Origin of the sequence: Lysinibacillus mangiferihumi (assembly GCF_003049665.1) — a bacterium.
Lineage (GTDB): Bacteria > Bacillota > Bacilli > Bacillales_A > Planococcaceae > Lysinibacillus > Lysinibacillus mangiferihumi.
Genome location: NZ_PYWM01000002.1, coordinates 297,046 through 319,794, shown reverse-complemented (window position 1 = coordinate 319,794; position 22,749 = coordinate 297,046). Strand labels below are relative to the sequence as shown.

Here is a 22,749-nt window from a genome sequence, read left to right as displayed (position 1 = left end):
CCATATTTCATGCAAACATACGTAAACAAGTTACAAACGTTGGAAATCTTCTAATAAAAAGACGTTTTTTGCTGTTAAATGTAACGTTATTTCTTTAATTTTTATAAAAATACTTGAAAAAATTTTTTTCTTATAATTTTACAATGTAAAGGAATTGTAAATTTTAAATCCACAAAATATACAATCACCATTGTTATTTTTAGCCATAAGCAGTACGCTTACAAGAAAACATTGTATGATGCAAAAGGATGGTTATTTTCATGGAAATTCATTTACTTTCACTTGGTACATTATTAGTGTTTGGCTTTATCGCATCCTTTTTAAATGCCATTGTTGGTGGCGGAGGCTTGATTTCTTTACCAGCATTAATGGCGGTAGGATTACCACCAAGTACAGCCATTGCAACGAATAAACTAGCGAATACCATCAGTAATGGCACTAGCATGCTTACTTTTTTGCGGGCAGGTAAAGTCGATTTTAAAAAGATTGGAAAAATCTTACCTTTTATTTTTTTAGGCTCTTTAGTTGGTGCATACACTGTGCACCTTGTATCACCTTCGATTTTAAAGCCACTTATGCTTGTTATGCTCGTACTAGTCGCAACTTATACCGTTTTAAAAAAAGATTGGGGACAACAGCCAAAGCAACGTATGTTAAGTATAGGAAAGAAAATAACCTTTCTTTGTGCGTTTGCGGCGGTCGGCTTTTACGATGGTTTTTTTGGCCCAGGGACAGGTTCTTTTTTTATTTTCATCCTTTTAATGATGGGTAATGATTTTTTGCAAGCTGCAGGGAATGCAAAAGCATTTAATTTCACATCGAATTTGGCTGCACTTGTAATGTTTTTAGTATTAGGACAGGTCAATTTTTTATATGGCTTGCCAATGGGCTTCGTTATGATATTCGGTGCTATTTTAGGGTCTAAATTTGCGTTAACACGGGGGACGAACATGATGCGTCTTATTTTTATTGTGATGACGTGTATCTTAATTATCAAAAATGCATGGGATTATGTTGCGCATTTTAACTAGCAGATAGCGAGAATATATCGCTATCTTTTTTAATGGTCTATATAGACAGAATTTTCAATCAATTGACAATATTTATAAGCATGCTATAATACTTTTGGGCTTCACCGCATTGAAGCGCAGAAGTAATTGTTAGGAGGATTCGTATGTTTCGCATTGAAGCAAAAAGTAACCCTCGATTTATTGAGGCTTGCTTCATTACACTTTTAATTATTGCCACAATGGCCATTAGTATTGGCTATTTAAAAGCAACGCCACATATTCCCATTATTTTAGTAATCTCACTTTTAATTGCCTATGGACTATTGAAAAAAGTACCGTTCCGTGAGCTTGAATCTGGGATGGTTGCTGGTGCCAGTGCTGGTTTAGGTGCTGTCTTTATTTTCTTCTTTATCGGTATTTTAATTTCGAGTTGGATTATGGGCGGCACCATTCCAACGCTGATATATTACGGTTTTTTAACTGTTTCACCTAGCTTTTTCTTTGCCATTGTTTTTCTTATTTGTAGCATTGTCGGGATTTCCGTTGGTAGCTCTTTAACAACAGTTGCGACAGTCGGCGTGGCCTTTATGGGAATCGCTGGTGCAATGGATATTTCATTAGCCATCACGGCTGGTGCTATTGTTTCTGGGGCCTTTTTTGGCGATAAAATGTCACCGCTATCTGATACAACTAATTTAGCATCCGGTACAGTAGGTGTTGATTTATTTGAGCATATTAAAAATATGGGTTGGACGACCATTCCTGCCTTTGTGATCTCGTTTGCTTTGTATGCCTTGCTATCACCATCTGGTGCCAATACTTCTTTTGAAACGGTTGAACAATTTAAAATAGGATTACTTTCTACTGGTCTTATTCATTGGTACACATTACTACCAATCGTTGTTCTGGTTATTATGACCTTATATAAAGCACCTGCTCTTATTACACTTGCAGTTGTTTCAATCGTTGGCGTTGGACTTGCTTACATACAAGAACCACTGGCCCTTTCCCACGTATTTAACATGCTGTTTAAAGGCTATGTATCCGATACAGGAATTAAAGACGTAGATGCACTGCTTACTCGTGGCGGATTGAATAGTATGCTATTTACAATCGCTTTAGTATTACTTGCACTTACAATGGGCGGATTATTATTTACACTTGGTATTATTCAAAGTATTTTAGCAAAAATTGAAAGCTTATTTACAAGTGCTGGCTCCGTTATTACGGGTGCTGCGCTAACAGGAATTGGCGTCAACACATTAATCGGTGAACAATATTTGTCCATTTTACTTACTGGAGAGGCATTTAAAGCGCAGTTTGCAAAGGTTGGACTTGCGCCGAAAAATTTATCGCGTGTTATGGAAGATGCAGGTACTGTTGTGAACCCGCTTGTGCCATGGAGCGTGTGCGGAATTTTTATCGCTAGTGTACTAGATATTCCAACAACTACTTATCTACCATTCACCTTCTTCTGTTTGCTTGGTCCAGTTTTAACAATACTATTTGGCTGGAGCGGCAAAACGCTCACAAAGCTTTAATATTTAAATTAGCTTAAAAGAATCTGCTCGTTTACTACGAATTGCCCGTAGAGCGAGCGGATTCTTTTCTCTTTCTATCATTCCAAATTGGAATCAAAACAACCCTTTTTTCGAATTTTCGTTTCACACCTCTCTTTGTTATGCTAAAAAACAAAGGAGATGGTAGACAATGACAACAAAATGGAATGCAACTCTTTACGATCAAAAGCATAACTTTGTTTCAAAATTCGGAGAAAGTTTAGTCAACTTACTTGCACCACAAAAACAAGAACATATTTTAGATGTTGGCTGTGGCACAGGAGATTTAGCCAACGAGATAACGCAATGTGGTGCAGTTGTACATGGCATTGATGCTTCACATGATATGATTTTAAGCGCTCAACAAAAATATCCAACGCTTACCTTTAACACACAAGATGCAGCTACTATGGACTACACACATCAATTTGATGCAGTCTTTTCCAATGCAGCGCTTCATTGGATGAAACAACAAGATAAAGTGATTGACAATATCTATCGTGCACTAAAACAACAAGGACGTTTTGTTGCAGAAATGGGCGGCCACGGGAATATTGCTTCTATTGTCGGAGCACTTAGAACAAGTATGGAGGCACTTGGGCTACCATATGAAGAGCAGTATTTTCCATGGTATTTTCCAGCAGCTGACGAATATCAAACGATGCTCGAAAAAGTGGGCTTTACTGTACAAATGATTACTTTATATGAACGTCCGACGCCGCTTCAAGGTGACGATGGCTTACGGAATTGGCTTGTTATGTTTAGCGACAACATTCTCCAGCATTTAAGTCAGCATGAAAAGGAACGCGTTTATGCAAAATGTGAAGAACTGTTGCGACCAACCAATTATCGAGATAAACAATGGATTGCTGATTATTGGCGTTTACGTTTTGTTGCAATGAAGTGCTAAAAAAATGATTAGCGCCACTATAGGGGCATGAATCGCCACAAAAACAAAGGTTAGCGCCACTAAAGATCCATAAAGCGCCACAAAAACAAAGGTTAGCGCCACAAAATCTTTAAGAAGCGCCACCCAAATAGACAACATCGGTTCACAGTAAAAAAGTGTTAGATTAATGACCGTTAATCTAACACTTTTCTCTCTATTATGAACGCGGTATTAACATGACCATGACTCCGATGATACAAATACCAGCGCCAACTAAATCTAACATGTCTGGCTTTTGCTTATCTATGCCCCAGCCCCACAAGATGGACAGCACAATAAAAACTCCTCCATACGCTGCATAGACTCGACCAAAAGTCGGAAATGATTGAAAAGTTGCCACCACGCCATATAAAGCTAATGCAATCCCTCCAAAAATGCCCCAATAAAACGGTTTGCCTTCCCTTAACCAAAGCCAAATTAAATAGCCACCTCCGATTTCACCAATACCTGCTAATAGAAATAATGCGATTGCGTAAATCATATGTTCCCTCTTTCTTTTCCTTTTTACAAATAAAAATAGAGACCGTCCTTACAGCAACAGCCTCCAAATTGTTCCACTCAAGCTCAACTTACTTTTTTCAAATCGTTATACCCCAATATGTAATGGTGTCCATTACGCCAATCATGATTAAAATGATACCTGCTGCGATTTGTATCACTCTTCCCATTTTCATACTTGTTTTCATAATGGCGCGTTTTGTATCAAATATTTGAATCAGTATCAACATTAAAATAAGTGGCATGGAAGTCGCAAGACCAAAAACCGCTGGCAAAACCAATCCATAGGAAGTAGTAACAACTGTAGGCATCAGCCAAACGAAAAATAGCACAAACATCGTCGGGCAAAAGGCAATGGCAAAGCATGCCCCCATTAGAAATGAACCTGCCTTACCTTCTTTCAATACAAGCGGGATATGGGATGATATTTGATGAAGCCATTTTAATTTTAAAATGCCGATTAGGACAAGACCTGTTAACAACATAATGGGTCCTATCGTCTTACGAAATATTGGAAAATAGGAAGTTATTGACGTTTCAAATGATTGCCCAAATAGCCAAGCTAATAAGCCGATTAAACTAAAGACAGCAACCTTACCGATTATAAAAGCCATAACTTCCCTCCAATTATTTTTCATTTGAATGGTACGATGACCATAGAATGTTATGGCGCTCAAGTTGCCGGTTAATTGACAAGGTGCTAGTGCGCCAACTAGGCCTAGAAGTAACGCGATAACAAGTGGAGAATGTTCATAGGAATTTAAAAATAACGTGATGGGTCCACTAACGACTCGACTTATTTCTGACATCATATTATACATGCAAATATCACCTTCTCTTCTAGTAATAGCTCCCTCTGTTTTGATAGACGGCATCACAAACTGTAAAAAAAGCTTCAATATCAGCCGTTACGTACTTTGATAAAAAATAAGTGTTGGATACAATATGCGAGAATTCCTTTACCGAATAACTATGGAGCGATTGCTCATCATAAGCGGCTTCAATAACACTTTTCGGTAAAAAGGCAATTCCTAGCCCTTGCTTGACAAAGTTTTTTATAACTTCTGTTTGGTTAACCTGCATGCTTTTATAGCTTGGCAATTGCTGAAGTACTTGTTGTACTTCTTGCCAATAAGACGCGTATTCATGTGTTAAAATCGTTTCTTGTTGTAAAAGCGTCATTGGATCAGTCCATTTTTTCTCTATCGGTACGATAAGTTGGAGTGGCTCTTGGGCAAGCATTTTCGTGTGCACTGCACGGGTGGAGGTTAATTTCGAAATCCCTATATCTATAGCTCCCGCATAAACCGCTTCCCCAATTTCATTAGATTTTAACAGTTCAATAGAAAGATGAATGGTAGGGTTTTGTTGCTGAAAACGCTCGATAATAGCTGGTAATGTGGAATTCGCTATTTGAGGTGCTACACCTATTGTTAATTTCGAAGTAAAACCACTTTTCATCAATTGTGTACTATGTACTGCTTCATCAACGATTTCTACCACTTTTTCAGCTTGTCGTAAAAAGTGTGCACCAATTCGATTGAGTCTGACATGCTTTGTTTGACGTTCAAAAAGCGTTGTCTGCAACTCCTTTTCTAAATGCTGAATATGTTTGGATACCGTCGATTGCGTGATAAAGCGTCTTTCCGCCGTCTCACGAAAATTTTCCGTTTTCGCCGCAACGATAAACGTGCGTAACCATTCTGTTTCCATAAACGCGCCTCTTCTAGTTTTTCATTTATTATATCGAAATGTGATGTGACATGAAATCTTTTCTACAATTTTTACATAGTGAACGTTGATGCTTAAGCGCTATGAAAAAGAGAGAGCCCAAAATGCACGTTGGCCCTCCCCCTTACCATTCAAAATCAAGTTAAAAATTGCTTTAATGCATCTATTTGTTGCATCGCTTGCTGATAGCCCATGTCGTAATTTTTACGCATTTGCACTGTATCTTTCTCAAAGCTATTAAGTGCTTGTGTTGGGCGGAATATAAATGCCTTTCCTTGTGCCTCTAATTGTTCACAATAATCAAGTGAAGCGTTATAATGGTCTGCACGTTTTTGCATGCTTTTTACTAAATTCGGATAACGTTTAGCTAGTAGTTTCATAGCCCATTTACTTTGCCGATCTAGCTGTTTACGGTAGCCTTTAGGTCGGGTTAATACCAGTACATGCTTTTTAAAACCCGTATCAACACCATGCATGATCGGAATTGGCTCTGCTAAGCCACCATCGTAATATGGCGTATTATTTAGTTTGATTTCTGGAAATAAGATTGGTATAGCACAAGTTGCACGCAACATCATACATTGGCGATCCATTTCCTTTGCATCCATATACTCAACTTGGCCTGTTGCTGCATTTGTTACGCCAAAAAGCAATTTTCCATCATACTGCTTGTACGTATCCCAATCAAAAATATCTAGCTCATTCGGAATCACATTATACGCAAAATCCAAGCCAAATAAGCTTTTTTCTTTAAGGAAATTTTTCAAGCCCATGTAGCGCTTATCATGGCGATAATCCATTAATACACGTAAAGACCGTTCCTTTTGCTGTGATACATACGAGCATGCATTGATTGCACCTGCTGAAATAGCGACAACATAAGGCATCATAATGTCATGCTCTAAAAAAGCATCCAAGACACCAGATGTAAACAATGTACGAAATGTCCCACCCTCTAATATTAAACTTGAATCCTCCACATTTACCTGTAGCATGCCATCACTCTTTCACTCTATTTTCTCTTTAGTTTACAGCAAACTTAAATAAGTTTCTTGATTTTTTGCAGCATACTTACTAATTACTCAGCATCAATTTCATAATAAATTACGTATTCTCTATGTCTCACATGACTAGCATTTAGAACTTTAGTAACCATACTTATTTCTGATATTTTAACATGATAACGAATTATTCAACGCATCAAAAAGCACCTCCATTTGAAAGGAAGCGCTTAGATAATCAACTTTATTAATATCCCTCTCTTACTATCTTCCATTCACGTAAAAATCCTATAATAATTTTTAAAAATATTGATCCCCATAATGCAATTGTAACGATTAATAACAACCGTAATATGCCGTCAATTGACATTTCAAAAAAAGTATTGCCTATTCTATAAAAATTCATATATAGAGAAACTGCAAGAATTATTAGCAAATAACCACTGATGCCTAAACTCATAAATAATGATTTTTTAAGACTACGGAGCCTTTCATGGGGATCATACATAAATGCAGGAACCATCTCTCCTTCTTTATATGGCATTGCCCAAATCGAGTAATGCATCCATGTTAAATTAGAAGAAAATTTTAATTGCCAACCTATCTCCTTATGAATGGAGAAGAAAGTACTATCTACTTTCGGTTCAAAGCTTACTTCATATGCAATATTTTTTCTACCTGTTTGACGAAATGTAAATAGGGGTCCAAAAACACGTTCAAGTTCAAACCCTTGTTCTGCTTGTACTTCAAGCCATTCCTTTGTTTGTTGTGGCAAGTACATCCAACCTAGCTTTATTTTGTGTGATTTCCTACCATTAGCAACGACCTGAATACCAAAGTCCATTTCCTTCTTTTCAAACTTTCGATAAGCTCTAAAGACAAACATTGATAAACTTATAAAAAGGGTAAGAATAAAAAGCGGAATGACAATCCCCAACCAACTGATATCTCCCACTGTTCTCGATATAATGGTAGTCATTAGTAACACATTAATCTGTCCTGCCATCAAAAAAATGGCCAATAAAATAAATAAGTACGTATGCATTCTCGCTCGTCTTAAGATAGTTTCACGTGTTGGATAGACAGCGACGTCTGATGATGCATTCTTCACAAACTGCCAACTTTTCGACGATGCTACAATGTGCCAACCTTCCTGCTTTAAAGCACTTGGTAATGCATTGTTATCAAAACGAATCGCATAGATAGCATTTCTCGGTTCCCCCTCTTCAAAAGTAAATTCACGTGTTACTGCATTAAAATCACATAAATGATAGCCTTCCCTTGCCATATCACTTAGCCATTTCTCTGTTCTATTTACTTGATAGCTCCACAGCCATCGCATTTTTTTCATGAAAAATCCTCCTCAAATCGTAATACATGTGCATGTAATTCTTTTAAACGAGCCATTTCCGCTTGCATAACCTGTTTCCCAAGTTCCGTTACTTCATAAATGGTTTTTCTACGATCATCCGCAAAAACTGTAATCATTTCATCCTTTTGCATTTTTGTTAGCGTGCCATAAATCGTACCAGAACCTAACTTGATTCTGTCATTCGTTAATTCAGCAACGCACTTAATAATACCGTAACCATGGCGTGGTTTAGTTAGTGATAATAATATATAAAATGAAGTCTCAGTCATTGGTACATATTTTTTAATTAATTTATCCAATTTCCCACCTCCATATGTCGCACCGTGACTATGTCATACCTAGACTATATCACACCGCGACATAGTTTTCAATTATTTTGAGAAAAATCTTATTTTTATACAATTTTCTAATAACAAGAGGAGTTAATCAGCTATATTTAATGCTAGAATCATATATAACAAAAAGTCTTAACTGAGGAGGGCACAATGTCATCGGTAAAAGGAATAGATGATACAGTCTCAAAGAACATTCGTAAAAGCATGCAAGCAGATTGTCAAAACTGCTTTGGCTTATGCTGTACAGCACTAACTATTACCGCATCCAGTGATTTTGCTATGAATAAGCCCGCTGGCATACCATGCACCCATTTGCAATCTAACTTTCACTGTCAAATACATCGTGACTTAAGAAGCAAAGGTTTTAAGGGGTGTACCGTCTATGATTGTTTAGGGGCGGGACAACTGGTTGCTCAAACGACATTCAATGGACAAGATTGGCGAGGTAACGCTGAAGTGGCTGAAAAAATGTTTCAAGTATTTCCGATTATGGAGCAGTTATATGAAATGATTGCTTATGTTGCAGAGGCAATGGCATATCGGATATCACCTAAATTATATGACAATTTGCATGAACAATTAGAGACATTACAAAGCCTTACAAAATTAGAGGCAACAGCATTAATTGCTCTAGATATCCCTCCAATCCGACAACCTGTAAACAACCTACTATTAGAAACCAGTGCACAAATTCGCAATAAGCTTGCGGTCACCACTTTAGGTGAAAAAAATGCGCCGAACCATAGAGGGGCCAATTGGATTGGGAAAAATTTAAAGGGGAAAGATTTAAGAGGAACAGACTTGCGCGGTGCCTATTTAATTGCTGCAAACCTGCAAAATGCAGATTTAAGAGGCGTGGACTTTATCGGTGCCGATTTACGTGATGCTAACTTGTGCGGAGCGAATCTTTCCACTGCGATGTTTTTAACGCAAATGCAAATCAATTCGGCAAGCGGTAATCACCAAACAAAACTACCATTTTATTTGCATATGCCTTCGCATTGGCATACTGCACCATAAAAGAAGACGCTGGGACATAACTAAAAAAATTTAAGGAACAGAGGAAAGGTGTTCGTAAATTTTTGCTATTATGGGAACTTAGCCATTCTTGCTTTTGCAAAAATTAAAAATTAGAAGTGTTCACTAGTTGTTGGTAGCGAGGCGGTGACTCCTGCTCAGAACGCACACACCGTAAGACGCTGGCATTCTGCGCGTTAGCGAGGGTTGCGGCTTACTGTGCTGAGCGGAAAGTACCGCCGAAGCGGACAACAACGGCGCAGCAAAAAAGTGTTAGATTGATGGCAGTCAATCTAACACTTTTTCTCTTTTGTTCCCCTTTTTTGCTATTTCGCTTGTTTCTTTTTATAGATAATGGTTGCTACTACTAGCACCAGTAAAATCGCTTGCCCTATCATTGTTTCTAGTGTTGGGTAGAAGCCGATTAAGCTAATGACTGGCAGACCATCCACAATAGTCGTTGATACACTATCTCTAAGTTGTAATGTATGCAAGCTGACACCAATAATTTTAAATGCCAAAACATAAATTAACACAGTTGCCACCGCAAAAAGCTTATGAATGGCGATTTTACCGCTCGCTTTGAATAAGACGATTGCGATGACAGCTAAGATGACAAGCGCTAAGACAATACCGAGTATAAATTGAGAGGTCGCCATTTTCGGTGCAATTCCGGCATAGAACACAAGTGTTTCTGCTCCTTCTCGGAACACCGATAAAAAGCTGACAGCAGCCATAGCAAATACGGAACCACTTGAAATAGCATTGCCCATTTGTTTTGAAATATAACGATTCCAGCTCGCAACATTGGATTTACTATGAAGCCATATCCCGACTCCTATCATCATTGCAGCAGCAACAAGACCGACATAACCTTCCATTATTTCTCGGTTTGTATCGACCGTTGCTGAATGAAAGATAGTTGACATTAATACTGCCGCTACAGCTGATAATACTACCCCAGCTAAAGCCCCTATATAAATCCATTTACGTAACGATGTTTGTCCTGATTTATTTAAAAATGACACTAACGCAAGGATAATCAATAATGCCTCTAAGCCCTCACGCAACAAAATAAGTGCTGAATCCCAAATGGAATAATCGGCATTACCTTGTATTAATTCAATCTCGGTACGGAACTGATTAAGTTTACTTTTAATGGCCTTTTCATCGACTTGAGTCTTTAATAAGTCACTTACTATAATCGGCATATCACTTTCTATTTTAGTATAGAGATTACCGTTGCGTGTTGAAATTTCAATCTCTACACTTGGCCAAATCGTAATAAATTCACGTATTTTATCAGATGCTGCCTTGTAGTCACCATCGTCTATCAAATCATTGGCTTCATCTATATACGCAATTAAAGATGCTAAAGAATATTCACCTGCTACAATTTGTGCTGTATCGTTACCTGCTACAAAATCTTCAATCGTTTTCTTTAGTTCTGCAAATTGTGATTGCATTAATGTTACATCAGGCTGTTCTGAAGAAATTGTAATACGTAAAAAAGCCATTTGTGTTTCAATTTGACCGTACATTGCAATACTTTGTTCACGTACTGGTCTTTCATTTTTATTCCATTTCATATTAAACTCTTTGTACGCAGCGTCAATCGTTGTTATATCACCACTTGCTAACGCTTGCTCAAAGGCAGTCATAATCGGTTTCATTTTTAGACCAAAGTCAGCTCGTTGCTCCGCTTCATCTACTGGATTTTCGAGCTTTTCTAATGCACGTAATGCATTCGATAGAGCCGACAATGCAGTTAAACGCTCTTCTTTTGAAGAAGCCTTTACAGCTTGCTCAAGTATTTGATCAACCTTTTCTTTTGCTTCAGTTTGTTGTGAATTTACAGTTGCCCAGTCCGTTGCAAATTGTTCAAGTGCACGCGTTGCTTCAGCTTGCTTGTCTTGCTTCGTATTCATCAGAGCGTCACTAATGGAAATGTACAAGTGACTATAAGATTCTGCTGCTTGTACTGGTACCGCAAGTGCCAATAATAAGCATACTATCATGCTACAGCGCGTTAAAAAGTGCTTCACCTAAATAACTCCCTTTTTGTACTCCAGGGAAGCAAGCAAAAACGGCACTGCCTCGATGAGTAATATATTCATTCATTTTGTCCATCCGTCCTAGACTGTTTTGTACTGTTGTAAACTGCGCCGGATCTTTTTGGAAAGAGATAAATAGTAGCCCTGCATCGTGCGCTCCTGTATTCGACATGACGCCTGATGCGTAAGAATAAGAGCGACGCAGTATACGAGCACCTGATTTACGTGCTAAATGGACATGCGATGTATCGGGCATAATATACTCGCCCTTGCTATCTTTTGCTTCTACATCAAAATCATCGAATTCCTTCGTTTTACCAAATGGCGCACCACTATCGCGATAACGCCCAAACGTTGCTTCTTGATCCTTTAAAGATGTACGATCCCATGTTTCAAGATGCATTTGGATTTTTCGAGCCACTAAATAGGAGCCACCCTTAAGCCAGCCTTTATCAACCCATACTACTTTGTTTAAGTCTTGTTCATCTTTAATAGAAGGGTTGACTGTACCGTCCTTGAATGCAAATAAATTTCGAGGTGTCCCCCCTTCAGCTGGGAATGAGTTAAAGCCCGCTTGGGACCATTTAATCTCCACTTTGCCGGAAGCAGCGCGTACTAAATTGCGTACAGCATGGAACGCCACTTGGGGATCGTCCGCACAGGCTTGAATGCAAAGGTCTCCACCTGTATATTCCTTTTGTAGTTGGTCTTTCGGAAAATGTGGTAAGTCCGCTAATTCGGCTGGTTTTAAATGCGCCATGCCAAGCTTATCGAACAATGAAGGACCTACACCAACCGTTATGGATAAATTCGAAGCATCTAAGCCTTCTGCTTCTCCGGTATCACCCGTTGGAACTCTAGTATTTGTTGTTAAATCTACCATTAATTCACCATTCATTAAACGAACAACAAGAGGTGTCCATTTCTTGAACAACTCTTGTAGCTCCTCTTTTGATGTCACTAAAACCGTTAAAGAAGCAAAATATATATGTTTTTGAACGGGTGTATTAATGCCAGACTGATGTTTACCATAGAAATTAACTTTATTTTTTGCTGTTATGCTATCAGCGACCGGTTCAAACATATCGTAACCCATCGCTTTCATTACGCCACCAAAGCCAGAAGCACCTATCGCAATGCCAGCCACGCCCATGCCTGTTAGCTTTAACATGTCACGGCGAGATATTTTTTTATTTATCCATTTTTCATCATTAGATGTTGTCATTCTTTATCACTCCAAAATAATGCCCATTTGACTTAATGGCTCACCTAGTTGGTTCACTGCTGCTGCTAATGCTTTTGTATTTTCTTCTGTTAAATCTTCGTAAGAAATATAACCGCCATCAGCTGTTGCATGTAGTGCTAATAAGTCATCAACTGCTTTAAATTTTTCATCTAACGCTACGACTAACTCTTTATCTTTTGCTTCTAATTTTGGTCGAAGAATTTCAAAGATTTTTTCTGCCCCTTCAATATTCGCTTTAAAATCATAGAGGTCTGTATGTGAATAAATTTCTTCTTCACCCGTAATTTTTGAAGTAGATACTTCATTCAATAAATCAACTGCACCTGTAATCATTAAATCCGGTGTTACTTCTACTGTTTGAACAAGTGCATGTAGTTCTTTAGCGTCTGCTAGTAGCTGATCTGCCACTGCCTCATAGCCCTTTGTTGTGTTTTCTACCCAAAGTGCATATTCAAGCTTATGGTAGCCAGTCCACTCTTCTTTCCCTTTACCCTCTTCTTCAATATCGGCTAAACGACCATCAATACGTGGATCAAGGTCACCAAAGCTTTCTGCAATTGGTTCAGAACGCTCGAAGTACATACGTGCTGGCGCATACGCTGCTTTTGCACCCTCAATATCACCCGCTTTAAACAGGTTGACGAACTTTTCTGTATCTAGCAAGAAATGATCCATCTGTTCTAATGCAAATTGTTGATAGGCTGATAGTTCAGTAGTCAAATCTACCGCTGCCGTTTGTTGTGCTTGCTCCGTTGCTGGTTTCTCTTCTTTTTTTGTGTCTTCTGTATTGCCACAGCCCGCCATAATTATGCCACCTGCTACTAACACTGATAATAATGATTTGTTTTTCATGCTAAATACCTGCTTCCCGAATTAGTCTCTATTGTGAATGATAATCATTATCATATTCGATTGCAAGAAGTATTTTTAATTTAAGAAAAAAACGTCATTTTGCAGTTGAATTTTATTTCCAACAAGCAAAAAGACGTTTGTTCTACAATATAATGATTACAATCTACTAAATATTGACTTGTTTTACTTTTTCATATTTCCCATATAAGAAATAATAGAGCACGATTGAAAGAAGAATTACCGCTACCATGGATAAAAATATGGCGCTATAGCCCATCGTCGGTGCAAAAAGCCCTAAGAAATAAGGCCCTACCCCTAATCCTAAATCGTACAAAAGAAAATACGTTGAAGTGGCGAGCCCTAAACGCTCATGTGGTGTAATCTTAATAGCTATTGCTTGGGCTACTGAGTTAAAATTACCATACCCAATACCAATAAAAGCCGCAGCTATTAAAAATACAACAGTGCTTGTCGCTGTACTAAACACATACATGCCCATCGCAAACAACATCAGACACGGATAAATAATAATATTCGCGCCTCTAGCATCAAGTAATTTCCCCGTAAATAGACGAGTTGCTAAAATAACAAGGGCATAAACGATAAAGAAGTAACTGCCTGCTGTTACCAAATGAAGCTCTTTTGCGTAAAATGTCATAAACGACATCACGCCTGAATAAGCAAAGCCAATAACAAGTGCTACAAAGGCGATAGGCAGTGCACACAGTTCAATAAAGCTGGATAGCTTGAAGCCAGCTTTTTCCGCCATTATCTTTGGATTTTTTGGCGCATCTGGCGCGGTCACCATAAAATACATCATAAAGCAAACGACTGCTAAAACCGAATCGACCGCAAAAATCATGCGATAATCTTTAAATAACTGCGTTAATAATATACCGATAAACGGACCTATTGCAGTTGCTAAAATAGCACTTAAGCTGTAATAGCCAATCCCTTCACCTCGTCGCTCTGGTGGTAAAATTTGTGCAATAATCGTACCTGTAGCCGTACTCGCTACACCCAGCGCAATCCCCTGCATTAAACGATTGATCATCAGTAAAGGAAGATTTCAAGCGATAAAATAAGACATGGTCGATAACATAAACAGTAATAAGCCACAAAAGAATGTTTTTTTACTGCCCCAATCACCGATAATACGTCCTGTGCCAAGTCGTCCAAATAGTGTCCCGATAATAAAAATACTCGACACTAGCCCTGCTGTACTTGTGGAAGCGTTAAAATTTTCTACCGCATAGCCTGCTATTGTCACCATTAATAAATAAAAAATTAACGTAATCGTAAAATTGATGAGTGATACGATTAAAAAGTCTTTGGTCCATAATTTCTGTCTAGATACTTCCACTTGTTTCCTCTCCTACTGATGAATGTTTTTACTTATATTTGCTAAAACGCGAGAAGCAATTTCAGTATCTTGTTTTGAAACACCTGCTAATGCTTTTTCTAAAAATGGTTTTAAATGCTCCTGCACTTCTTGCACGATGTTTTCTCCAAATGGCGTTAATTGTACCACTTTTTCTCGTTTATCTTTGCCAGCCACTGTCTCCACATAGCCAAGTTCCACAAGCTTTTGTACAAGCCTCGTTACACTCGGCTTTTCAATGGACATAAAATTTGCGATTTCAACTAATGAATGCGGACCTTTATCAATTAAAAAACGTAAAACAGCCCACTGTGAACTATATAACTGATATTGTTCCAGTTGCTTATTAAGTTGATTTGTAAACGGTCGGTACATTAAGCGAAATTCATTAAAAAATTGCTGTTCAATCGTCAAAAAAACCACTCCTCAATTAGTTAGCTTAGCTAACTAATTATGAATTGACACCATTTTTCTAGATTGTTGCTTGTTGTGTTTCAACAAAAAACAACTGAACAGCGCAAGCCATTCAGTCGTTTTTCCGTAATAAGTATAAAAAATAAGGGGCACCGATACATGCTACAACAATGCCAGCAGGCACAGTGGCACTTGAAATAACCACCCGACCAATGGTATCAGCTAATATCAATAAACTTGCACCAATACATAAGGTGATGGGTAAAAACAATTGGTAACGTGGGCCCACAAGCTGCTTTGCAATATGCGGTGCCATTAAGCCAATAAAGGCTATGCCCCCCGTTACAGAAACGGCTGCGGCTGCAAGAGCAACCGCCACCAATAATAGTTGCAATCGTTCTTTGGCAATATTCATCCCTAAGCCAATAGCTGTTTGCTCCGTCATCGCGAGCACATTTAAGACATTCGCTTTATAAAAGATAAACGGAATGCAGATAACTAGCCACGGCACTAATGCCCAAAGAAAGGGCCAATCCGTTCCCCACACACTACCTGCCAGCCATTGTGCAATAAACTGCACATCAGAGCGTTCAGCAGAAGAAATGAGTAGTATCATTACACCCGATAATGCCGCTGCGACACCTACCCCAATTAAAATAAGTTGCACAGGTTGCACGCTTTGATTGCGTTTATAAGAAAAAAAGTAAATACAAAGAGCTGTTAATACAGCGCTTAAAAAGCCTATCACAGGTAATATATATGCAAAGTGAGGTAAGTCTCCGTTTACACATAAATAAAAAATCGTAATCCCTACACCTGCACCAGCATTGATGCCGATAATACCAGGGTCTGCTAATTCATTTCGTGTAACCCCTTGTAACACTGATCCTGCCATTGCTAAAGCCATTCCTGCTAAGGCAAGTATAAATAGTCTTGGCAAGCGGACAGAAAACAATACAAAGGACTCTTTAAAGCTACCATCTCCAAACAAGATAGGTAAAATGCGATTGATCGATATAGAGGCAGCACCTAGCGACATGCCCATTACAAAAATAAGCAATGTTAGCACGAGCCAAACGATAAGCCATATTCGTTGTTTCTTTTGTGCCATTTCAAACAAATTGACGACCTCCCTTCCGTACAAGCAGTAAGAAGAACGGAAGGCCAAGAATTGAAATAATCGCAACAACAGGTGTTTCATACGGCGCATTGACGATGCGAGCAAGTAAATCTGCAATAACCATTAATAAGCCACCAATAAGTGCACTCATTGGCAAGACAAAACGATAATCTGTCCCAACTAAAGCACGAACAATATGCGGTACCATTAAGCCAATAAACGCTAGATTACCTACAAGTGCAACAGCAGAGCCCGCCAGTATTACCACTACAAACATCATCATTACTTTAATCAAGGTTGTATTTTGACCTAAGCCGACAGCTACCTCTTCATTTAAACTTAAAATGGTCAGCTGACGACTGAAAATAAACGCAATGACTAAGCCAATGATAATAAACGGCACGATAATTAACGCCTGCCATGTTGTTCCTACTAAACCACCACTTGTCCACATGGAAACATCTTTTGCAATTTTAAATAATATGCCCGTACCATCGGCCACTGCTTGTAAAAGAGCTGATACTGCTGCACCAGCTAATACAAGCTTTAATGGAGAAAAACCTCTTTTGGTTGATATACCGATACTATAGACAATGATCATCCCTATACCCGCTCCAATAAAACACGCCAAAATCAGCATATAATACGATGATTGCGGGAGTAATGCCAACATGAACGCTAAAGCTGCATTCGCACCTGCTGTTAAACCAAGTAGCCCAGGGTCTGCTAATGGATTTCTTGTAACCCCTTGCATAATAGCACCAGCTACGGCCAGTGCACTTCCAACAAAAATAGCTGCAATAATTCGGGGGAATCGAATTTCACGTAATATCGTATAATGCTTGCCGCTTTCTTGGCCTATAATTGCTTGATACACATCTTGTAAACTTGTATTTGCAGCGCCCATAGAAAGCGAGAGTGCTACTAAGACAGCTAAAACGAGCAGTGCTAGTAACACTTGAAGCCTAAACGGGAAACGGTGTGTCATTTGCCTTCGCTACTCTCTACTGAAATTATTGTAAAAACTTCTCTTTAAAGAATGTTAGTTGATATTCTAATGTGATTGGGTCATTAAAGTAAAAGACGTTACCATTGATTTCAAATAAATGACCATTCTTTACAGCATCTAATTCTTTATACCAAGGAGCATCTGCAATAGAAGACTCTTGTCCATTAAACGTACTAAAAATTACATAGTCGCCAGCATACTCATTTAACACTTCACTAGAAATAGCGAAATAGCCTGGAGTTAGTGCATCTGCTTTCACTTTTTCAGGCATATTCAAGCCCATTTCTTGATATAAAATTTCTGTTCCACGACCCCAATTATCGCCATAGACATACATTTGTTTTTTAAACATTTCTGCTACCGTCACCGTTGCATTTTCACCAATTTTCGCTTTAATTTCTGCCCCAGCTTCAGCCGCGCGTTTTTTAAAATCTGCTACCCATTTTGTTGCTTCTTCTTCTTTGTTCACGACTTTCCCAATCTCAATAAATTGTTGTAAATAATCGACTTTGCCATAAGTAAATAACACAGTCGGTGCAATTTCTGCTAGTTTATCAGCGTTTTCAATGCTATTTAAACCGATGATTAAATCTGGATTAAGCTCAATAATTTTTTCAATATCCGAATTTTTAACGACTACTGCATCTTGAATAGCCTCTTTGAAGTTTGGATTATCCGCAGCCCATGAATCCACACCGACAACATTGACACCAAGATGCAATAAATGCCCAACATATTGTGCAAGCACAACGACACGTTTAGGATGCGCCGGTACTTCGATTGGACCAGTTTCAGATTGATACGTAATGGTTTCTGCTGATGAAGAAGCTTTTGTACCTTCATCTTCCTTCTCCACAGCCTCTTCTTTGTTGCCACATGCTGCCAATACAAGAACGACCAGCATCAATATTGGTAAAAGCCACTTTTTCATTTGAATATCCCCTTTTTAAGTTATATGTAATAAGTTATATGTAATGCACATCGGTTTGTCTGTTCGCGGATCTTTTCCAATGACTGCATCAATATGAAACACTTTCTTTAATACTTCAGGTACAATGACTTCTTCTGCTGTACCAAATTTCACAAGCTTACCTTGTGACAGCGCTACAATATAATCGGAAAAACGGGCAGCTTGATTTAAATCATGGAGTACCATGACAATGGTGCGACCTTCTTCTTTATTGAGCATGCTTAATAATTCTAATACCTCTAATTGGTGAGCCATATCTAAATAAGTGGTTGGCTCATCTAAAAAAATAATATCCGTTTCTTGCGCTAAAGCCATCGCAATCCAAACACGTTGACGTTGCCCACCAGACAATGCATCCACTGGGTGCTGACGAAAAGCATCTGTTTTTGTAACCTTTAAGGACCAATCGATAACATCTTTATCTTTTTGCGATAAATTACCGAAACCCTTTTGATATGGAAATCGACCGTAAGACACAAGTTCTTCAACTGTTAAACCATGCGCACTTTCAGGACTTTGTGGCAAAATAGCCAGCTCTTTTGCTAATTCTTTCGTATGCATTTTAGCAATATTTTGACCATCTAAAATAACATGGCCACTATCATATTTTAAGATTCTTGTAATTGCCTTTAAAAGCGTAGACTTACCACAGCCATTGGAACCAATAATTGTCGTTATTTTTCCATCTGGAATTTGTAATGATAAGTCATGCACAATGGTTTTGTTGTCATAGCCAACACGAATCGATTCTATTTGTAAACGCAAAACATACCCTCACTTTCTTTTTACTAATACACATGATATGATAGCAATAAAGTGATATTGATAATCATTATCAATAAAGCTAGTTTAGTTTTCCGATAATTATTTGTCAAATACTTTTGAAGGATGTGGCGATACAAGTGCAAGATATATACGATGTAACGATTATTGGCGGTGGCCCTGCAGGTTTATATAGCGCCTTTTATAGTGGATTAAGAGGCTTGAAAACAAAATTAATTGAAAGCCAAGAACAGCTAGGTGGAAAGGTGTTACTTTATCCTGAAAAGTTAATATGGGATATAGGCGGTCACCCGCCCATTTTAGGCGAACAATTTGTCAAACAATTAATAGCGCAAGCCAAAACATTTAAACCAACAATGCTAACAAGCACAAAGGTTGACTTTATCGAACGTCAAGGAGATTTATTTGTAATACATACAGCACAGGGAGAAAAACATTATTCGAAAACCGTTCTGTTAGCTGTTGGTGGTGGTATTATTAATCCGCAAAAACTGACGTTAGAAGGTGCTGAAAAATACGAAATGTCCAATTTACACTATACAGTCCAGTCTTATAAACGCTTTGTAAATAAAGATATTATTATTTCAGGAGGCGGAAATGCGGCACTCGACTGGGCAGTAGAACTTAGCCCGATCGCCAAAAACGTAACGATTGTCTACCGTAAGGACACGCTTTCAGCACACGAAGCAACCATACAAGAGGCGCTAGCTGTTGGTGTACAAATCGAATGTAATACAACCATTACAAAACTATCTGCCAATACAGATAAAACAGCGATTCAATTCGTTACATGTGAAAATTCTCGGACCAACCAAAGCTATACACGCCAAATTGATGAAGTCATTGTAAGTCACGGTTATAATCGCGAAGCCTCGCTCACATTTGATGAAGCCATTGCCATTCCTAAAAAAGATGACTATTATTTTGAAGGAAAAGCAACTGGCGAAACAGCACAACCCGGAATTTTTGCAGCCGGTGATATTTTATCGTTTGAAGGGAAAATTCATCTTCTACTTGGCACATTTCAAGATGCAGCAAACGCCGTTAACTCCATTAAAACGTACTTAGAACCAACGGCTCATCGACATGCAGTAGTATCCTCTCATAACGAAGTATTTAAAGAAAAAAATCGCTCGATTATCGAAAACAGCTTATCGAAATAAAGTAGTTAAACAATTAAAAGTGTTAGATTGACAGCGGTCAACTAACACTTTTTTGATACGAACGTTGGTGCCGTTCTGGCGGACGTACTCTTATTGTTTTAGTGGCCATTCTCGGGCTTTTAGTGGCGATTTCCACTCGTTTAGTGGCGATTCTCGGGCTTTTAGTGGCGATTTCAATTCGTTTCATGGCGATATTCATGGAAAAAAGAGAATAAACGCGCCAAATTTAACGTCTATCCTCTTATTAATATCTACTATTATCTAAATAGACTTAATAAAGACCCCATTTGCCTTAGCATATTAACCCCATTCGTTATTGTTCCTGCATGGCCCATCATTGCCTGTAAATTATTTGATAAATTTCCAAAGCGAGAAGTTTGGGGTTGTTGATTGTTGAACGTAAAAGGTTGTGGACTATTAAAATTGAAGGGTTGTACGCGTCTACCTTGATTCATAGGATCAAAACTTTGTCTATATCTTCTTGGGACTGGTCTCCTTCTAGGATTTTGCGAATAATATTGCATCAATTCACCTCCTATACATAAAACGTTTATATAGTATACGTTTAGAAATTTTTTATGTTTAGACTTTTGAAGAACCTACATCAAAATAAATAGTATAGAAGCGTTCGATGGAAACCTATTGAAAACTTATAATTAGACATTTCGTTTTGCTTTTTATCCTATCGTTCGTTTCATTCCTCCACTAGGAACCATACTATTTTTCTTTTCATATCATACAAACAAGAAGAAAAAAGAAGGTGATCGTTATTCAAAAATCCAAATATCTCGAATTTTTATCTAAATTTGGTGTTGGCGGGGCACATCCTGGGGGCATGGCGTTAACAAAGCAACTTTTGAAAAATGAGAACATTACCAAACACTCTCAAATACTAGATGTAGGCTGTGGTACAGGCCAAACAGCCGCCTACTTAGCATCTCATTATAAAGCAAATGTTACAGGCATTGATAACAATGCCATTATGGTTGAGAAGGCTCAAAGCAGAATGGCAAAACACTCCCTACCAGTTCAAATTATTAAAGGTTCCGTTGAACAACTACCTTTAGCTAAACAACAATTCGATTTCATAATTGCGGAATCTGTTCTGTCCTTTGTCAACAAGCACAAAGCGCTCAACGAAATTTATCGTTTATTGAAATTTGGTGGTCGACTAATTACGATTGAATTTACGATACAACAAGAACTTGACGACATGAGTGCGGAGGAAATCAAACAATTTTATGGCTTTGATATGTTGTCCACGAAAAAAGATTGGGTAGCACTATTTAAACAGGCTGGTTTTCAGACGATTCACATTCGCAAAAATAAATCTTTTTCTTCAGCGCCTGAATTTCACTACTCACAACAGATTGAGCCTGAATTGTACAAAGTCATGGAGCAAAACATTGAGATGAATGTAAAATACGATGGGGTATTGGACTATCGAATTTATTATTGTACGAAGTAAGTTAAGGCGCGTATGCTTTTTTATAAGAAAAGCATATGCGCCTTTTAAATTATTATGGAGATGTGCACCTTATGTAGCGCATAGCTATTTTGAATAGGTGTGAGGAACAAAGCTGTGGAATGTAGCTATTCTGCTATTTTATCAGTTCTATAAAGTGTTTTAAAATTCGGGCGGTTAAACCCCATATCGTGTATTGCTCATAATCAAAAAACCATTCTTCCATTGACCGCGTTCGCCATTTATACTGCGCACCATTAACAATTTTCTCAAATGGAAAATCGATTGAAGGCATTGGTTCAACTGATACTAAATGCATATAAGGCTCATAGTTTAATAACCAGTCAATTGGTACAGTCAAAACTTCTTCCACTTCATCTTTGTTGTATTCATGAATGATTTGATTGGTATCAATAATCGCTACAAATGGGTACGTTACAAATGAAGAAGATGCAACATATGGACTTAATGGTCCTACAACATGTACCGTTGTTGGATCGATTCCTAACTCTTCATGCGTTTCCCGTAACGCTGCAGCTAATGGAGATGCATCTGTGGCATCAATTCGCCCACCTGGAAAACTAATATCTCCTGGTTGCTTTCTCATTGTCAATGACCGTACTTCAAAAAGAATATGCCACTTGTCATCCACTTGAACTAATGGAATTAAAACGGCCGAACGAAAAGCAGTCTCTTCCCCAATAAATAGCGATTGATTTTGCTGTAACTGATGCTTCAATTTATCTAGAAACATGAGATTGTGCTCACCTCAATAGTTCATATTGTATTTTATCGTATCATGAATTAGTAGTTGGATAAA

At 38.2% G+C, this 22,749-nt stretch carries 22 protein-coding genes and 1 pseudogene; 6 read left to right on the top strand and 17 right to left on the bottom strand.

All coding sequences use genetic code 11. From position 1 onward, the window contains the following. Positions 1–260 precede the first annotated feature (260 nt). The 3 genes from C9J37_RS03595 (at position 261) to C9J37_RS03585 (ending at position 3,479) form a co-directional block, all read left to right on the top strand. Positions 261–1,031 carry a sulfite exporter TauE/SafE family protein gene (locus C9J37_RS03595; protein ID WP_107894273.1) on the top strand — a complete coding sequence of 257 codons (771 nt, stop codon included), beginning with the start codon at positions 261–263 and terminating at the stop codon, positions 1,029–1,031. Between the two features lie 143 nt (positions 1,032–1,174). Beyond that, the gene (nhaC, locus tag C9J37_RS03590; protein WP_107894272.1) at positions 1,175–2,551 is read left to right on the top strand and encodes a Na+/H+ antiporter NhaC; all 1,377 of its coding nucleotides are present in this window, start codon (positions 1,175–1,177) and stop codon (positions 2,549–2,551) included. A gap of 169 nt (positions 2,552–2,720) precedes the next feature. Continuing rightward, positions 2,721–3,479: a class I SAM-dependent methyltransferase gene (locus tag C9J37_RS03585; RefSeq protein WP_107894271.1), complete on the top strand. Its 759-nt coding sequence runs from the start codon at positions 2,721–2,723 to the stop codon at positions 3,477–3,479. A gap of 196 nt (positions 3,480–3,675) precedes the next feature. On the opposite strand, the gene C9J37_RS03580 is transcribed toward C9J37_RS03585, so the two are convergent. The 6 genes from C9J37_RS03580 to C9J37_RS03555 all read right to left on the bottom strand — a co-directional run bounded on the left by C9J37_RS03580 (position 3,676) and on the right by C9J37_RS03555 (position 8,389). Next, positions 3,676–3,999, bottom strand: coding sequence for a YnfA family protein (locus tag C9J37_RS03580; protein WP_107894270.1), 324 nt, complete (start codon positions 3,997–3,999; stop codon positions 3,676–3,678). 97 nt (positions 4,000–4,096) lie between these two features. After that, the gene (locus tag C9J37_RS03575; protein ID WP_107894269.1) at positions 4,097–4,837 is read right to left on the bottom strand and encodes an urease accessory protein UreH domain-containing protein; all 741 of its coding nucleotides are present in this window, start codon (positions 4,835–4,837) and stop codon (positions 4,097–4,099) included. Positions 4,838–4,856: 19 nt separating this feature from the next. Next, entirely contained in the window at positions 4,857–5,729 is an 873-nt protein-coding gene (locus tag C9J37_RS03570) for a LysR family transcriptional regulator (RefSeq protein ID WP_107894268.1), read from the bottom strand. Positions 5,730–5,884: 155 nt separating this feature from the next. Further along, positions 5,885–6,742, bottom strand: coding sequence for a patatin-like phospholipase family protein (locus C9J37_RS03565; RefSeq protein WP_107894267.1), 858 nt, complete (start codon positions 6,740–6,742; stop codon positions 5,885–5,887). Between the two features lie 253 nt (positions 6,743–6,995). Next, positions 6,996–8,099: a DUF2812 domain-containing protein gene (locus tag C9J37_RS03560; protein ID WP_107894266.1), complete on the bottom strand. Its 1,104-nt coding sequence runs from the start codon at positions 8,097–8,099 to the stop codon at positions 6,996–6,998. Then, entirely contained in the window at positions 8,096–8,389 is a 294-nt protein-coding gene (locus C9J37_RS03555) for a PadR family transcriptional regulator (protein WP_107894314.1), read from the bottom strand. The genes C9J37_RS03560 and C9J37_RS03555 overlap by 4 nt, the downstream gene beginning before the upstream one ends. A 216-nt stretch (positions 8,390–8,605) precedes the next feature. Between C9J37_RS03555 and C9J37_RS03550 the strand changes: the two genes are divergently transcribed. Then, a complete protein-coding gene (locus C9J37_RS03550; RefSeq protein WP_107894265.1) occupies positions 8,606–9,475 on the top strand; it encodes a pentapeptide repeat-containing protein in 870 nt (289 codons plus the stop codon). 323 nt (positions 9,476–9,798) lie between these two features. On the opposite strand, the gene C9J37_RS03545 is transcribed toward C9J37_RS03550, so the two are convergent. The 9 genes and pseudogenes from C9J37_RS03545 to C9J37_RS03505 all read right to left on the bottom strand — a co-directional run bounded on the left by C9J37_RS03545 (position 9,799) and on the right by C9J37_RS03505 (position 19,283). Then, on the bottom strand, positions 9,799–11,517 hold the full coding sequence (locus C9J37_RS03545; protein ID WP_107894264.1) for an FTR1 family iron permease: 1,719 nt from the start codon (positions 11,515–11,517) through the stop codon (positions 9,799–9,801). Next, complete coding sequence (gene efeB / locus C9J37_RS03540) at positions 11,492–12,751, bottom strand: iron uptake transporter deferrochelatase/peroxidase subunit (RefSeq protein WP_107894263.1); 1,260 nt, start codon at positions 12,749–12,751, stop codon at positions 11,492–11,494. The genes C9J37_RS03545 and efeB overlap by 26 nt, the downstream gene beginning before the upstream one ends. Before the next feature lie 6 nt (positions 12,752–12,757). After that, positions 12,758–13,624 carry an iron uptake system protein EfeO gene (gene efeO / locus C9J37_RS03535; protein WP_107894262.1) on the bottom strand — a complete coding sequence of 289 codons (867 nt, stop codon included), beginning with the start codon at positions 13,622–13,624 and terminating at the stop codon, positions 12,758–12,760. A 166-nt stretch (positions 13,625–13,790) separates the two neighbouring features. Next, positions 13,791–14,987: pseudogene (locus tag C9J37_RS03530) on the bottom strand (MFS transporter). Positions 14,988–14,999: 12 nt separating this feature from the next. Then, positions 15,000–15,428: a MarR family winged helix-turn-helix transcriptional regulator gene (locus C9J37_RS03525; RefSeq protein ID WP_235617017.1), complete on the bottom strand. Its 429-nt coding sequence runs from the start codon at positions 15,426–15,428 to the stop codon at positions 15,000–15,002. 103 nt (positions 15,429–15,531) lie between these two features. Continuing rightward, positions 15,532–16,530, bottom strand: coding sequence for a FecCD family ABC transporter permease (locus C9J37_RS03520; RefSeq protein ID WP_201262126.1), 999 nt, complete (start codon positions 16,528–16,530; stop codon positions 15,532–15,534). Between the two features lies 1 nt (position 16,531). Further along, positions 16,532–17,527, bottom strand: a complete 996-nt coding sequence (locus C9J37_RS03515) for a FecCD family ABC transporter permease (protein WP_107894259.1) — start codon at positions 17,525–17,527, stop codon at positions 16,532–16,534. Between the two features lie 25 nt (positions 17,528–17,552). After that, positions 17,553–18,479: an iron-hydroxamate ABC transporter substrate-binding protein gene (locus tag C9J37_RS03510; RefSeq protein WP_107894258.1), complete on the bottom strand. Its 927-nt coding sequence runs from the start codon at positions 18,477–18,479 to the stop codon at positions 17,553–17,555. Between the two features lie 15 nt (positions 18,480–18,494). Further along, positions 18,495–19,283: an ABC transporter ATP-binding protein gene (locus tag C9J37_RS03505; protein WP_107894257.1), complete on the bottom strand. Its 789-nt coding sequence runs from the start codon at positions 19,281–19,283 to the stop codon at positions 18,495–18,497. Between the two features lie 137 nt (positions 19,284–19,420). Here C9J37_RS03505 and C9J37_RS03500 point away from each other — a divergent pair, with 137 nt between their 5' ends. After that, positions 19,421–20,464: an NAD(P)/FAD-dependent oxidoreductase gene (locus C9J37_RS03500; protein WP_107894256.1), complete on the top strand. Its 1,044-nt coding sequence runs from the start codon at positions 19,421–19,423 to the stop codon at positions 20,462–20,464. 257 nt (positions 20,465–20,721) lie between these two features. Here C9J37_RS03500 and C9J37_RS03495 read toward each other — a convergent pair whose 3' ends face one another. Next, the gene (locus C9J37_RS03495) at positions 20,722–20,988 is read right to left on the bottom strand and encodes a hypothetical protein (RefSeq protein WP_024363609.1); all 267 of its coding nucleotides are present in this window, start codon (positions 20,986–20,988) and stop codon (positions 20,722–20,724) included. A gap of 236 nt (positions 20,989–21,224) precedes the next feature. On the opposite strand from C9J37_RS03495, the gene C9J37_RS03490 reads away from it, so the two are divergent. Then, positions 21,225–21,932 (top strand): class I SAM-dependent methyltransferase, encoded by a 708-nt coding sequence (locus C9J37_RS03490; protein WP_235617016.1) that lies wholly within the window; start codon positions 21,225–21,227, stop codon positions 21,930–21,932. Positions 21,933–22,065: 133 nt separating this feature from the next. Here the strand turns inward: C9J37_RS03490 and C9J37_RS03485 are convergent, their stop codons facing one another. Beyond that, positions 22,066–22,683: an NUDIX hydrolase gene (locus C9J37_RS03485; protein ID WP_107894255.1), complete on the bottom strand. Its 618-nt coding sequence runs from the start codon at positions 22,681–22,683 to the stop codon at positions 22,066–22,068. Positions 22,684–22,749: the final 66 nt, after the last annotated feature.